13 protein-coding genes, 1 tRNA gene and 1 pseudogene are annotated in these 12,800 nt (G+C 72.2%); 10 read left to right on the top strand and 5 right to left on the bottom strand.

Going from position 1 to position 12,800, the window contains the following annotated elements:
* Window positions 1-107: 107 nt before the first annotated feature.
* Both AB0398_RS24620 and AB0398_RS24615 read left to right on the top strand, forming a co-directional pair.
* A tRNA-Leu gene (locus AB0398_RS24620) sits at window positions 108-195 on the top strand.
* Window positions 196-285: 90 nt separating this feature from the next.
* Window positions 286-1,212, top strand: a complete 927-nt coding sequence (locus AB0398_RS24615) for a pseudouridine synthase (protein ID WP_366377780.1) — start codon at window positions 286-288, stop codon at window positions 1,210-1,212.
* On the opposite strand, the gene AB0398_RS24610 is transcribed toward AB0398_RS24615, so the two are convergent.
* From AB0398_RS24610 to AB0398_RS24595, 4 genes are all read right to left on the bottom strand, one after another.
* Entirely contained in the window at window positions 1,196-1,825 is a 630-nt protein-coding gene (locus tag AB0398_RS24610) for an MBL fold metallo-hydrolase (RefSeq protein WP_366377779.1), read from the bottom strand. The two genes, AB0398_RS24615 and AB0398_RS24610, sit on opposite strands and share 17 nt — an antisense overlap.
* Window positions 1,825-2,910: an S-(hydroxymethyl)mycothiol dehydrogenase gene (locus AB0398_RS24605; RefSeq protein ID WP_366377778.1), complete on the bottom strand. Its 1,086-nt coding sequence runs from the start codon at window positions 2,908-2,910 to the stop codon at window positions 1,825-1,827. The genes AB0398_RS24610 and AB0398_RS24605 overlap by 1 nt, the downstream gene beginning before the upstream one ends.
* A 112-nt stretch (window positions 2,911-3,022) precedes the next feature.
* Window positions 3,023-4,495 carry an amino acid permease gene (locus AB0398_RS24600; protein ID WP_366377777.1) on the bottom strand — a complete coding sequence of 491 codons (1,473 nt, stop codon included), beginning with the start codon at window positions 4,493-4,495 and terminating at the stop codon, window positions 3,023-3,025.
* 166 nt (window positions 4,496-4,661) lie between these two features.
* The gene (locus tag AB0398_RS24595; protein ID WP_366377776.1) at window positions 4,662-5,363 is read right to left on the bottom strand and encodes an FCD domain-containing protein; all 702 of its coding nucleotides are present in this window, start codon (window positions 5,361-5,363) and stop codon (window positions 4,662-4,664) included.
* 189 nt (window positions 5,364-5,552) lie between these two features.
* Between AB0398_RS24595 and AB0398_RS24590 the strand changes: the two genes are divergently transcribed.
* From AB0398_RS24590 to AB0398_RS24580, 3 genes and pseudogenes are all read left to right on the top strand, one after another.
* Window positions 5,553-6,074 (top strand): gluconokinase, encoded by a 522-nt coding sequence (locus AB0398_RS24590; RefSeq protein ID WP_366377775.1) that lies wholly within the window; start codon window positions 5,553-5,555, stop codon window positions 6,072-6,074.
* Between the two features lie 50 nt (window positions 6,075-6,124).
* Window positions 6,125-7,522: a gluconate:H+ symporter gene (locus AB0398_RS24585; protein WP_366377774.1), complete on the top strand. Its 1,398-nt coding sequence runs from the start codon at window positions 6,125-6,127 to the stop codon at window positions 7,520-7,522.
* A 66-nt stretch (window positions 7,523-7,588) separates the two neighbouring features.
* Window positions 7,589-8,019, top strand: a pseudogene (locus AB0398_RS24580) (ASCH domain-containing protein).
* A gap of 132 nt (window positions 8,020-8,151) precedes the next feature.
* On the opposite strand, the gene AB0398_RS24575 reads toward AB0398_RS24580, so the two are convergent.
* Window positions 8,152-9,807: an FAD-binding dehydrogenase gene (locus tag AB0398_RS24575; protein WP_366377773.1), complete on the bottom strand. Its 1,656-nt coding sequence runs from the start codon at window positions 9,805-9,807 to the stop codon at window positions 8,152-8,154.
* 109 nt (window positions 9,808-9,916) lie between these two features.
* Between AB0398_RS24575 and AB0398_RS24570 the strand changes: the two genes are divergently transcribed.
* The 5 genes from AB0398_RS24570 (at window position 9,917) to AB0398_RS24550 (ending at window position 12,735) form a co-directional block, all read left to right on the top strand.
* Complete coding sequence (locus tag AB0398_RS24570) at window positions 9,917-10,438, top strand: NUDIX domain-containing protein (protein WP_366377772.1); 522 nt, start codon at window positions 9,917-9,919, stop codon at window positions 10,436-10,438.
* A 124-nt stretch (window positions 10,439-10,562) separates the two neighbouring features.
* Window positions 10,563-10,955 (top strand): DUF202 domain-containing protein, encoded by a 393-nt coding sequence (locus AB0398_RS24565; protein ID WP_366377771.1) that lies wholly within the window; start codon window positions 10,563-10,565, stop codon window positions 10,953-10,955.
* A 23-nt stretch (window positions 10,956-10,978) separates the two neighbouring features.
* Complete coding sequence (locus AB0398_RS24560; protein ID WP_366377770.1) at window positions 10,979-11,281, top strand: DUF202 domain-containing protein; 303 nt, start codon at window positions 10,979-10,981, stop codon at window positions 11,279-11,281.
* A 129-nt stretch (window positions 11,282-11,410) separates the two neighbouring features.
* The gene (locus AB0398_RS24555) at window positions 11,411-11,707 is read left to right on the top strand and encodes a hypothetical protein (protein ID WP_366377769.1); all 297 of its coding nucleotides are present in this window, start codon (window positions 11,411-11,413) and stop codon (window positions 11,705-11,707) included.
* 116 nt (window positions 11,708-11,823) lie between these two features.
* Window positions 11,824-12,735, top strand: a complete 912-nt coding sequence (locus AB0398_RS24550; RefSeq protein ID WP_366377768.1) for an MBL fold metallo-hydrolase — start codon at window positions 11,824-11,826, stop codon at window positions 12,733-12,735.
* Window positions 12,736-12,800 lie beyond the last annotated feature (65 nt).

Genomic DNA, 12,800 nt, shown 5'->3' with positions numbered 1-12,800 from the left:
CGGCTGTCACATGCCGGGGGCCGACCGGAGTGGTGATCGACCACCCCGAATGTTTGCTATGGTTTTCCTCGTCGGAAGGGCCCAGCGGCCAGGAAGACAGACACCTTGTCCGGGTGGCGGAATGGCAGACGCGCTAGCTTGAGGTGCTAGTGCCCTTTATCGGGCGTGGGGGTTCAAGTCCCCCCTCGGACACCACACGGAGTCCCGGTCGAGATCTTCTCGGCCGGGACTTTCGCATGGGCGCGCACACGCGCGCACGCGTACGGACGGCCACGAGGCGGAGCGGTGAGACGCAGGACCAGGCCCCCGGCGTCGCCGCTGCCCCAGCGGGACGGGATCGATCCCGTGCGGGTGCGGCTGCCGGAGGATCCGGACGGCGCCTGGGCGACCGTACGGGACCATCTGCTCGGCCGGTACGGCGCGGCCGTCGGGGTCGGGCGGGTCGAGGAGATGCTGCGGGAGGGACGGTTCGTCGGGGTCGACGGGCCGGTCTCCGGGGACGAGCCGTACGCCGCGGGGCGGTGGATCTGGTTCCACCGGGACTTCCCGCCGGAGACGCCGGTGCCGTTCGGGGTCGGGGTCGTGTACCGGGACGAGCGGATCGTGGTGGCGGACAAGCCGCACTTCCTGGCGACGATGCCCCGGGGGCGGCACGTCACGGAGACCGCGACGGCGCGGCTGCGGCGGGACCTGGGGCTGCCCCGGCTGCAGGCCGCGCACCGGCTCGACCGGCTGACGGCGGGGCTTGTCCTCTTCGTCGTGCGGGAGGAGGACCGGGGGGCGTACCAGACGCTGTTCCGGGACCGGGCCGTGCGCAAGGAGTACGAGGCGGTGGCGCCGTACGACCCGGCGGTGAAGCTGCCGGTGACGGTGCGGAGCCGGATCGAGAAGGAGCGCGGGGTGATGGCCGCCCGGGAGGTGCCGGGCGAGCCGAACGCCGAGAGCCGGATCGGGCTGGTCGCGCACGCGGGCGGGCTCGGCCGGTACCGGCTGGTGCCGGTGACCGGGCGGACGCACCAGCTGCGGGTGCACATGAACGCGCTCGGGCTGCCGATCCTGAACGATCCGGTCTATCCGGTGGTCCGTGAGGACGGGCCGGAGGACTTCGGGCGTCCGCTGGGCCTGCTGGCGCGGACGCTGGAGTTCACCGACCCGTTCTCGGGCCGCGCGGTGCGCTTCGGGAGCCGGCTGCGGCTCAGTGGCCCCGGCTGATCCACTCCTGGAGGTGGGGGGCCTCGGCGCCGACGGTGGTGGTGTCGCCGTGGCCGGTGCGCACCACCGTCTCCGGCGGCAGGGCGAGGAGCTTGTCCCGGATCGAGTCGACGATCGTGGGGAAGTCCGAGAAGGACCGGCCGGTGGCGCCGGGGCCGCCCTGGAAGAGGGTGTCGCCGGTGAAGACCGTGCCGAGCTCCGGGGCGTACAGGCTGACCGCTCCCGGGGCGTGGCCCGGGGTGTGCAGGACCGTGAGGTCGGTGCCGGCGATGGTGAGGACCTGGCCGTCGGCGAGGTCGCCGTCCGGGCTGTGGTCGGGGTGGGTCTGCTTCCACAGCGGCAGGTCGGCGGGGTGGAGCAGGATGCGGGCGCCGGTGGCGGCGGCGAGCGCCGGGGCCGCGTCCACGTGGTCGTTGTGGGCGTGGGTGCAGACGATGGCGCGCAGGGTGCGTCCGTCGAGCGCGGCGAGGATGGCCTCGGCGTCGTGGGCGGCGTCGATGACGATCGCCTCGGTGTCGTCGCCGACGATCCAGACGTTGTTGTCGACGTCCCAGGTGCCGCCGTCGAGGCTGAAGGTGCCGGAGGTGACGAGGTGGTCGATGCGGGCGGCCATCACAGCACCACCACCGAGCGGAGGACGTCGCCCTCGTGCATGCGGGCGAAGGCCTTCTCGACCTCGCCGAGGCCGATGGTCTCGGTGACGAAGGCGGCGAGGTCGATGCGGCCCTGCTGGTGCAGGTCGACGAGCATCGGGAAGTCGCGGGAGGGCAGGCAGTCGCCGTACCAGGAGGACTTGAGCGCGCCGCCGCGGCCGAAGACGTCGAGGAGGGGCAGTTCGAGCTTCATCTCGGGGGTGGGGACGCCGACGAGGACGACGGTGCCGGCGAGGTCGCGGGCGTAGAAGGCCTGCTCGTACGTCTCCGGGCGGCCGACGGCCTCGATGACGACGTCGGCGCCGAAGCCGCCGGTGAGTTCGCGGATCGCCTCGACGGGGTCGGCGGAGCGGGAGTTGACGGTGTGGGTGGCGCCCATCGCCTTCGCCGTCTCCAGCTTCCGGTCGTCGATGTCGACGGCGATGATCTTCGAGGCTCCGGCGAGGCGGGAGCCGACGACCGCCGCGTCGCCGACGCCGCCGCAGCCGATGACGGCGACGGTGTCGCCGCGGCCGACGTTCCCGGTGTTGATCGCGGCGCCGATGCCGGCCATGACGCCGCAGCCGAGGAGGCCCGCGACCTCGGGGGCGACGGCGGGGTCGACCTTGGTGCACTGGCCGGAGGCGACGAGGGTCTTCTCGGCGAAGGCGCCGATGCCGAGGGCCGGGGAGAGCTCCGTGCCGTCGAGCAGGGTCATCCTCTGCTTCGCGTTGTGGGTGTCGAAGCAGTACCAGGGGCGGCCGCGCAGGCAGGCGCGACAGGTGCCGCACACGGCACGCCAGTTGAGGATCACGAAGTCGCCGGGGGCGACGTCGGTGACGCCCTCGCCGACCGACTCGACGATTCCGGCGGCCTCGTGGCCGAGGAGGAAGGGGAACTCGTCGTTGATGCCGCCCTGCTTGTAGTGGAGGTCCGTGTGGCAGACGCCGCACGCCTGGATCTTCACGACGGCCTCGCCGGGACCGGGATCGGGGATCACGATCGTCTCGACCCGTACCGGTTCGTTCCTGCCGGGGGCGATGACCCCCTGGACGTGCTGCGGCATCGCGAACTTCCCTCTCTGCGAACGGATCTTGCAAGGCTCCTGCGTACCACTATCTCCCGACAAAGCGCGAGACCCCCGCAAGCCGTGCTCGCGGGGGTCCCGTGACGATACGTCAGTCGCGCGGGGAACCGGCGGTCGCGCGGACCCGGCCGCGGACCAGGAACCAGCCGCCGACGAGGGCCGCCGCGATGAGCGGGAGGCAGTTCACGGTGGTGCGGCTGATGCCCTCGTCCATCCACATCAGGACGAGGACGGAGCCGAGGAAGAGCAGGGTCACGATCTGGGTGTACGGGGCCCAGGGCAGGCGGTAGCCAGGGCGGGCGAGCCTGCCCTGCTCGGCCCGGCGCCAGAACAGCAGCGAGCAGACCATGATCATGGCCCAGGTGCCGATGATGCCGATCGAGGCGAAGTTGAGGACCAGCTCGAAGGCCTCGCCGGGCATGACGTAGTTGAGGGCGACGCCGAGGACGCCGAAGCCCGCGGTGAGCAGGATGCCGCCGTAGGGGACGCCGCCCTTGTTCATGACGCCGGTGAAGCGGGGCGCGGAGCCGGAGAGCGACATGGAGCGCAGGATGCGGCCGGTGGAGTACAGGCCCGAGTTGAGGCTGGAGAGGGCGGCGGTGAGGACGACGAGGTTCATCACGCCGGCGGCGCCGGGGATGCCTAGCTTGTCGAAGACGGTGACGAAGGGGCTCTGGTCGCCGGAGTAGGCCGTGTACGGCAGGAGGAGGGCGAGCAGGACGACGGAGCCGACGTAGAAGAGGCCCACGCGCCACATGATCGAGTTGATCGCCTTCGGCATGATCTTCTCGGGGTTCTCGGTCTCGCCGGCGGCGACGCCGCACAGCTCGACGGAGGCGTAGGCGAAGACGACGCCCTGGATGAGCAGCAGCATCGGCATCATGCCGTTGGGGAAGACGCCGCCGTTGTCGGTGATGGTGGCGAGGCCGGGGGTGTGGCCGCCGACGTCGTGGGAGGTCGCGATGAGGAAGATGCCGACCAGCATGAAGGCGACCAGGGCGGCGACCTTGACGATGGCGAACCAGAACTCCATCTCGCCGAAGTACTTCACGGAGATGAGGTTGGCGGCGAGGACGACCGCGAGGGCGATCAGGGCGAGGATCCACTGCGGGACGTCGCTGAACATCGACCAGAAGTGGGCGTAGGTGGCGGCCGCGGTGATGTCGGCGACGGCGGTGGTCGACCAGTTGAGGAAGTAGAGCCAGCCGGCCGTGTAGGCGCCCTTCTCGCCCATGAACTCGCGCGCGTAGGAGACGAAGGCGCCGGAGGAGGGACGGTAGAGCACCAGCTCGCCGAGGGCCCGCACCACGAAGAAGGCGAAGACGCCGCAGACGGCGTAGGCGATGAAGAGGGAGGGCCCGGCCTGGGACATGCGGCCGCCGGCGCCCAGGAAGAGCCCGGTGCCGATGGCGCCGCCGATGGCGATCATGTTGATGTGCCGGGACTTGAGGTCCTTGCGGTATCCGGCGTCGCCGGCGTCGACGTGGGGGGTGGCGGCCGTGGGCCCGCCGGATGCCGCCGGTGCGGCGGACAGCGGGTCGGCCGCGGTGACGCGGTCACTCATGGAGTTGTTCGCCTTCGTGAGGGGGCTGTGCGGTACCCGGTCGCACCCGGTGGGGGGTCTCCCCGGTACGACCAGCGCACATCCTCACGGCACGGGGCGGTGACTGACTGTGGCGCATGTCACTGAACGCCCATATTTGAGCTAGTTCAGAGCTTGCGTCCAGTTGTCACGGCGCGAGGACGTCCAGCTCCTGGAGGGCGCCGACGGCGATCTGGCGGGTCAGCTCCTCGGCGCGGGCCGCGTCCCGCTCGCGTACGGCCTCGGCGACCTGGACGTGGAGGGTGACGGCGGCCGGGTCCGGGTCCTCGAACATCACGTGGTGGTGGGTGCGGCCGGTGAGGACCTCGGCGACGACGTCGCCGAGGCGGGCGAACATCTCGTTGCCCGAGGCGTTGAGGACGACCCGGTGGAAGGCGATGTCGTGGACGAGGTACTCCTCCAGGCGCCGGCCGCGCGAGGTGGCGACCATGCCGAGGGCCTCCTCGGTGAGCTCCCGGCACTGCTCGGGGGTGGCGTTCACGGCCGCGAGGCCGGCGGCGACGGGCTCGACGGCGGAGCGGAGCACGGTGAGCGAGCGGAGCTGGCGGGGGCGGTCGGCGCCGGCCAGGCGCCAGCGGATGACCTGGGGGTCGTACACGTTCCAGCTCGCGGTGGGGAGCACGGTGACGCCGACGCGGCGGCGGGACTCGACGAGGTGCATGGACTCCAGGACCCGGACGACCTCGCGGACCACGGTCCGGGAGACGTCGAAGCGCTGGGCCAGTTCGTCGGTGCGCAGCACGGTGCCGGGCGGGTACTCCCCCGCCGTGATCGCGAGGCCCAGGGTGGCCAGGACGTGGGAGTGGAGCCCCTGGGCCTGTGTCGTCATGAGGGCCAGCCTATGCGGGTACGCGGGGACGGACGCAGCAGGAGCGGGGGCCGGGGCGGCCCCCGGAGCAAGATCCGGAATTAAAAGTACTACTTTTATGTCACAGTCCCTTGAATACGTCGTACCCAATGGGTTTCATGAGCGCGACGGACAACGGAATCGATGTCGAAGAAGACAGCGAGGCACCCCATGAGCAGCACCCCCCAGGCCCCTCCCGTCGTCGTCGTGATGGGCGTCTCGGGGACCGGCAAGACCACCATCGGTCCGCTGGTCGCCGAGGCCCTCGGCCTCCCCTACGCCGAGGGCGACGACTTCCATCCGGCGGCGAACGTCGCCAAGATGTCGGCCGGCGTCCCGCTGGACGACGAGGACCGGGGCCCCTGGCTCGACGCCATCGGGGAGTGGGCGCACGGCCGGGCCGGACTCGGCGGCGTGGTGAGCAGCTCCGCGCTGAAGCGGGCGTACCGGGACCGGCTGCGTGCCGCCGCGCCCGGCGTCGTCTTCCTGCATCTGTCCGGTGACCGGGAGCTCATCGAGGGCCGGATGGCCGCCCGCAAGGGGCACTTCATGCCGGCGGCGCTGCTCGATTCCCAGTTCGCCACCCTGGAGCCGCTCCAGGCCGACGAGGCCGGCGTCGCCGTCGAGGTGTCCGGCACCCCCGAGGAGATCACCGACCGGGCCGTCGCCGCGCTGCGCGGCCGGGCCGGCTGACCTCCTCCGCCCCACCCCTTCTTTCTCCTGCCCGTACGAAGGACACCACCGTGACCAGTCTCAGCGTCGAGATCCTGGCAGCGGACGCCGCCGAACCGATCACCTCGGCAGGCAACGCCCAGCTCGGGATCGCCGTGCTCGCCGGCATCGCCGTCATCGTCCTGCTCATCACCAAGTTCAAGCTGCACGCGTTCCTGGCGCTGACCATCGGGTCGCTGGCGCTCGGCGCGTTCGCGGGCGCGCCGCTCGCGGACACCATCAAGTCCTTCACCGCCGGCCTCGGCAGCACCGTCGCCGGCGTGGGCGTGCTGATCGCCCTCGGCGCCATCCTCGGCAAGCTGCTCGCGGACTCCGGCGGCGCGGACCAGATCGTCGACACGATCCTGGCGAAGGCGAGCGGCCGGGCCATGCCGTGGGCGATGGTGCTCATCGCCTCCGTGATCGGTCTGCCGCTCTTCTTCGAGGTCGGCATCGTGCTGCTGATCCCGGTCGTGCTGCTCGTCGCCAAGCGCGGCAACTACTCCCTGATGCGGATCGGCATCCCGGCCCTCGCCGGCCTCTCCGTGATGCACGGGCTCATCCCGCCGCACCCCGGCCCGCTCGTCGCGATCGACGCGGTCGGCGCCAACCTGGGCGTCACCCTCGCCCTCGGCCTCGTCGTCGCGATACCGACCGTGATCATCGCCGGACCGGTCTTCTCCCGGTACGCGGCCCGCTGGGTGGACATCAAGGCCCCCGAGAACATGATCCCGACGCGCCCCTCCGAGGACCTGGAGAAGCGTCCCGGCTTCGGCGTCACCGTCGCGACCGTGCTGCTCCCGGTCGTCCTGATGCTGGTGAAGGCGCTCGTCGACATCGTCGTGGACGACCCGGAGAACGGCGTCCAGAAGGTCACCGACGTCATCGGCTCGCCGCTGATCGCGCTGCTCGCGGCCGTCATGGTCGCGCTCTTCACCCTGGGCCGGGCGGCTGGCTTCACCAAGGAGCGCCTGTCCTCGACCGTCGAGAAGTCCCTCGCCCCGATCGCGGGCGTCCTGATGATCGTCGGCGCGGGCGGCGGCTTCAAGCAGACCCTGATCGACATCGGCGTCGGCCAGATGATCCTGGACTTCTCCAAGAGCTGGTCCATCCCGGCCCTGCTGCTCGCCTGGCTGATCGCGGTCGCGATCCGGCTCGCGACGGGTTCGGCGACGGTGGCGACGATCTCGGCGGCGGGGCTGGTGGCGCCGCTGGCGGAGGGCATGTCGACCGGCGAGACGGCGCTGCTCGTCCTCGCGATCGGTGCCGGTTCGCTCTTCTTCAGCCACGTCAACGACGCCGGGTTCTGGCTGGTCAAGGAGTACTTCGGCATGAACGTCGGCCAGACGATCAAGACCTGGTCGGTGATGGAGACGATCATCTCGGTCGTGGGCATCGTGTTCGTGCTGCTGCTGTCGCTGGTGTTGTAGCGGCGGTGTCGTAGCGGCGCCGAGGACGAACGGTGAGGGCCGGTCGTGGCTGACAGACTGTCGGCCATGACCGGCCCTCACGCGCTCAAGCCCTTCCTGCTCGCCTTTCCCGGACCCCTGCGGGACCGGCTCGTCGCGGCGGTGCTCTCCGGCGAGAAGACCGCCACGACGGGGCTCCTCCTGGAGTACGAGGCCGAGAACGAGGAGCTGCCCGAGGTCGGCGAACGTCGGCGGTCGTCGACTCGGACGGCCGCGAGGTGGCGGTCGTGGAGATCACGGAGGTCCAGGTGCTGCCCCTGCGCGACGCGGACCTCCGCCTCGCGCTCGGCGAGGACGAGGGCTACCGGTCGGTCGCGGAGTGGCGCGCGGGCCACGAGGACTTCTGGCACGGCGAGGAGACGCGGGAGGCGCTGGGGGACCCGGAGTTCGTCGTGGACGGGGGGACGATGCTGGTGGTGGAGTGGTTCAAGGTGGTGGAGGTGCTCCGGGGGGCCTGATGCCGGGTTGTTGTTCCCAGGGGCCGACCCTGCCGTGAGGTTCTCGGGCCCGGCCCCGCCGTGGTTTCCCGGAGCCCGGCCCCGCCGTGGGGTTCCCGGCTCCCGGCGTACCCCTCCCGCCGGACCCGGTCCTCAGCCCACCGCCTTCGCCGCCGCCCGGCCCGCCGCGCGGCCCGAGAAGACGCAGCCGCCGAGGAAGGTGCCTTCGAGGGAGCGGTAGCCGTGGACGCCGCCGCCGCCGAAGCCGGCCGCCTCGCCCGCCGCGTACACGCCCTTCAGGGGCTCGCCGCCCTGCGTCAGGACGCGGGAGTCGAGGTCGGTCTCCAGGCCGCCGAGGGACTTGCGGGTGAGGATGTTGAGGCGCACGGCGATCAGCGGGCCCGCGCCGGGGTCCAGGATGCGGTGCGGGGTCGCCGTGCGGATGAGCTTGTCGCCCAGGTACTTGCGGGCGCCCCGGATCGCCGTGACCTGGAGGTCCTTGGTGAAGGGGTTGGCGATCTCGCGGTCGCGGGCGGTGATCTCGCGGCGCAGCGCCGCCTCGTCGATCAGCGGCTCGCCGGTGAGCGCGTTCATGCCCCGGACGAGGGCGGAGAGGTCCTTCTCCACGACGAAGTCGACGCCCTTGTCCATGAAGGCCTGGACGGGGCCGGGCACGTCCGCCCGCGCGCGTCCGATGACGTCGCGGACCGACTTGCCGGTCAGGTCCGGGTTCTGCTCGGAGCCCGAGAGGGCGAACTCCTTGCCGATGATCTTCTTGTCGAGGACGAACCAGGTGTGGTCGTGGCCGGTCCGCGTGATGTGTTCGAGGGTGCCGAGGGTGTCGAAGCCGGGGAAGAGCGGCACGGGCAGGCGCTTGCCGGTGGCGTCGAGCCAGAGGCTGGACGGGGCGGGCAGGATGCGGATGCCGTGGCGGGCCCAGATGGGGTTCCAGTTCTCGATGCCCTCGGTGTAGTGCCACATCCGGTCGCGGTTGATGTGGCTGGCGCCGGCCTTCTCGGCGATGCCGAGCATCAGGCCGTCGACGTGCGCGGGAACGCCGGAGAGCAGCTTGGCGGGCGGGGTGCCGAGGCGAGCGGGCCACTGGGCGCGGACGAGGTCGTGGTTGCCGCCGATGCCGCCGGTGGTGACGATCACGGCCTGGGCGCGCAGCTCGAAGGAGCCGGTGGCCTCGCGGCCGCTGGCGGTGCCCCGGGGGACGGCGGAGGGTTCCAGGACCTCGCCGGTGACGGTGTCGACGGCTCCGGCGGTGCGGCCGAGGCCGGTGACGCGGTGGCGGAAGCGGAACCGGACCAGGCCCCGGGCGACGCCCTCGCGGACCTTGCGCTCGAAGGGGGCGACGAGGCCGGGGCCCGTGCCCCAGGTGATGTGGAAGCGGGGAACGGAGTTGCCGTGCCCGGTGGCGTCGTAGCCGCCGCGCTCGGCCCAGCCGACGACGGGGAAGAAGCGCACCCCGCGCGCGTGGAGCCAGGCGCGCTTCTCGCCGGCCGCGAAGTCGACGTACGCCTCGGCCCACTTCCTCGGCCAGTGGTCCTCGGTCCGGTCGAAGCCGGCGGTGCCGTACCAGTCCTGGAGGGCCAGGGCGTGGCTGTCCTTGACGCGCATGCGGCGCTGTTCGGGCGAGTCGACCAGGAAGAGGCCGCCGAAGGACCAGTGGGCCTGGCCTCCGAGGGACTGCTCGGGCTCCTGGTCGAGGAGGATCACGGTGCGGCCGGCGTCGACCAGCTCGGCGGTGGCGACGAGTCCGGCGAGGCCGGCCCCGATCACGATCACATCAGCGTCGTAGGACATGGACCGCATCTTGGATACACCGGTGTATCCAGTCAACCGTTCGGACGCGCGGTCTCGCGGAGCGGTCCCGCCGGACGGTCCCGCCGGACGGCTTTGCTTGGATGGCGCCATGAGTTCCGCCGAAGAGATTCTCGACGTCGTCGACGAGCAGGACCGGGTGGTCGGACGGGCCCCGCGCGGTGAGGTGTACGCACGGGGCCTGATCCACCGCTGCGTCTTCATCCGGGTCCGGGACGCCGACGGCAGGGTCTTCGTCCACCGCAGGACGCCGACGAAGCTGGTCTTCCCCTCGATGTACGACATGTTCGTCGGCGGTGTCGTCGGCGCGGGCGAGTCCTACGACGAGGCCGCCCTCCGCGAGGCCGAGGAGGAGCTGGGGGTGCGGGGGCTCCCCCGCCCCGAGCCGGTGCTGCGCTTCCTGTACGACTCCGGGGGCGTGGCCGGGAAGTGGTGGTCGGCCGTGTACGAGGTCCGCTGCGACCTGCCGGTGGACCCGCAGGCCGAGGAAGTCGCCTGGCACGCCTTCCTGACGGAGGACGAGCTGGCCGCGCGGCTCGGTGAGTGGGAGTGGGTGCCGGACGGTCTCGCCGCGCACGAGCGGCTGCGGGCGCACGGGGCGGGACGGGGCTGAGGGGCCGGATGCCCCCGGACGCCCCCGGGCCCCTGGGGCCTCGCGCCGCTACCGGGCCCCTGGGGCCTCGTACCGGTACCGGACGTGCCGGGCGGTCCGATGATCAGCCCGTTAGGGTGCACGTGTGAGCGATTTCGTGCAGAGTCTGCGGCTCTGGTTCGCGCCGCAGCGGATCCGGGACGAGGGGGACACCCCCGACTACCGCTTCTCCCTCGCGAACGAGCGGACCTTCCTCGCCTGGGTCAGGACCGCGCTCGCCCTGATCGGCGGCGGCTTCGCCGTCGACCAGTTCCTGCCGGACCTGCGGTGGGGGGTGCGGGTCGGGCTCGCGCTCGCGCTGCTCGCCGCCGGGGTCCTCTGCGCCCTGCGCGCGGTGAACCACTGGGTGCGCTGCGAGCGGGCGATGCGGCGCGGCGAGGACCTTCCGGTGTCCCGGTTCCCGGCGGTCCTCAGCCTCGCGGTGGCCGTGGTGGCGCTCGCGATGGTGGTGGTCGTCCTCTTCGGCTGGGCCGGGTAGTGGAGGGGCCGCCGGACGCGGTGGTGACCCGGGACCCCGGGCTCCAGCCGGAGCGGACCCGGCTCGCCTGGCGGCGCACCACGCTCTCCTGCACGGTCGTGGCGGTGCTCGCCGTCAAGCTGGCCGTCCAGGACGAGACCACGCCCCGGGGGCTGGCCGGACTCGCCCTCTCCGCCCTCGCGTGGGTCCTGTTCCTGGCGGTGGCCCACCGCCGGATCCGCTCCCTGGACACGGTCCGGCCGCGTCCGCTCACGCACCGGGACGCGCTGCTCGCCGCCGCGTGCACGATCGGTCTCGCCGTCTTCGGGGCCGCGCTGATCTGGTGAGTCCGGTGGACCCCGACCGGGGACACGGGGGCGCGGGGACACGGACGCGGCACATCTTCCGAACCGGGACGAGAGGGGCGTATCGGACTAGCCTGGAAAGGTCAGCCGTTCCCTCACGGAGGCCATGTGATGACCGTTCTCCACCACGAGCACCCCACGCACGCCCACGCCCACGGCCCGGACTGCGGCCACCGGGCGGTGGACCACGGGGACCACGTCGACTACGCGCACGACGGGCACCTGCACCGCGAGCACTCGGGCCACTGGGACGAGTGCGAGCCGGCCGGTCACGTCTCCCACGAGGCGCACGCGCACGAGCACGGGCCCGACTGCGGCCACGAGCCGGTGACGCACGGCGACCACGTCGACTACGTGCACGACGGACACCGGCACGCGGCGCACGACGGACACTGGGACGACCACTGATCCGCTGACCGGGCCGGCGCCGCGCCGCCGGACGTACCGCTTCCGACTTCCCCCGGACCGGGGTCGGCTGACACTCTTTCCCCCCGTCAGATCCGGCTCTCACCCGGGGGAATCCCTTGTCTTCCACCGACCCCTACGTGGTCACCCTCGCTCCGCACGTGCACGCCTTCGTCCAGCCCGACGGCGGCTGGTGCCTGAACAACGCCGGCTTCCTCGGGGACGCGGGCGAGTCCCTGCTCGTCGACACCGCCGCCACCGAGCGGCGGGCCCTGCTGCTGCGCGAGGCCGTCCTCGCCGAGGGCCTTCCGCTGCCGCGCACCGTCGTCTCCACCCACCACCACGGGGACCACACCTACGGGAACGGGGTGTTCGTCCCCGAGGCGCGGATCGTGGGGCACGAGCACTGCCGGACCGAGCAGCTCGCGGCCGGGCACCAGCTCCATCTGATCTGGCCGCAGACCGACTTCGGGCGGGTCGACATCCTGCCGCCGTCCGTCACGTACACCGACCGCCTGACGCTGCACGTCGGCGGGATCGAGGTGCGGGTGCTCCACCCGGGCACCGCGCACACCACGGGCGACTCGGTCGTGCACCTGCCCGAACAGGGGGTGGTCTTCACGGGCGACCTGGTCTTCCAGGGCGGGACGCCGTTCCTGCCGATGGGGTCGCTCGCCGGTTCGCTGCGCGCGCTCGCCCTGCTGCGCGCGCTCGACGCGCCGACGGTGGTGCCGGGGCACGGGCGGGTCACCGACCCCTCCGCGTACGACGCGACGGAGCGGTACCTGCTGTGGGTGCGGGAGCTGGCCGCCGAGGGGTACGCGAAGGGGGACGCGCCGCTGGAGACGGCGCGGCGGGCGGAACTCGGCGAGTTCGCCGCGTGGCGGGAGAGCGAGCGCCTGGTGGCGAACCTGCACCGGGCGTACGCGGAGCTGGAGGGCCTGCCGGAGGGGAACCCGCTCGACCTGGCGGTGGTCCTCGGCGACATGGCGGCGATGAACGGCGGGATGCCGGTGGCCTGCCACGCCTGAGCCGCCGGAGGGCGTGCGCCGAGGGGACGACCGCCCCTCGGCGCACGCCCTCCGCGTCTTCGGGG

The organism is Streptomyces sp. NPDC086147, from assembly GCF_040702165.1.
In the GTDB taxonomy this organism is placed as follows: Bacteria; Actinomycetota; Actinomycetes; order Streptomycetales; family Streptomycetaceae; genus Streptomyces.
The sequence above is the reverse complement of the archived record's forward strand: the minus strand, read 5'-3'. Positions and strand labels throughout refer to the sequence as shown.

What these genes read in the sequence shown, in the direction of transcription:
- AB0398_RS24610 (WP_366377779.1), bottom strand. Translation starts at nt 1,825, where the DNA reads ATGGCCGCCCGCATCGACCACCTCGTCACCTCCGGCACCTTCAGCCTC.
- AB0398_RS24605 (WP_366377778.1), bottom strand. Translation starts at nt 2,910, where the DNA reads ATGCCGCAGCACGTCCAGGGGGTCATCGCCCCCGGCAGGAACGAACCG.
- AB0398_RS24600 (WP_366377777.1), bottom strand. Translation starts at nt 4,495, where the DNA reads ATGAGTGACCGCGTCACCGCGGCCGACCCGCTGTCCGCCGCACCGGCG.
- AB0398_RS24595 (WP_366377776.1), bottom strand. Translation starts at nt 5,363, where the DNA reads ATGACGACACAGGCCCAGGGGCTCCACTCCCACGTCCTGGCCACCCTG.
- AB0398_RS24590 (WP_366377775.1), top strand. Translation starts at nt 5,553, where the DNA reads ATGAGCAGCACCCCCCAGGCCCCTCCCGTCGTCGTCGTGATGGGCGTC.
- AB0398_RS24575 (WP_366377773.1), bottom strand. Translation starts at nt 9,807, where the DNA reads ATGTCCTACGACGCTGATGTGATCGTGATCGGGGCCGGCCTCGCCGGA.
- AB0398_RS24570 (WP_366377772.1), top strand. Translation starts at nt 9,917, where the DNA reads ATGAGTTCCGCCGAAGAGATTCTCGACGTCGTCGACGAGCAGGACCGG.
- AB0398_RS24555 (WP_366377769.1), top strand. Translation starts at nt 11,411, where the DNA reads ATGACCGTTCTCCACCACGAGCACCCCACGCACGCCCACGCCCACGGC.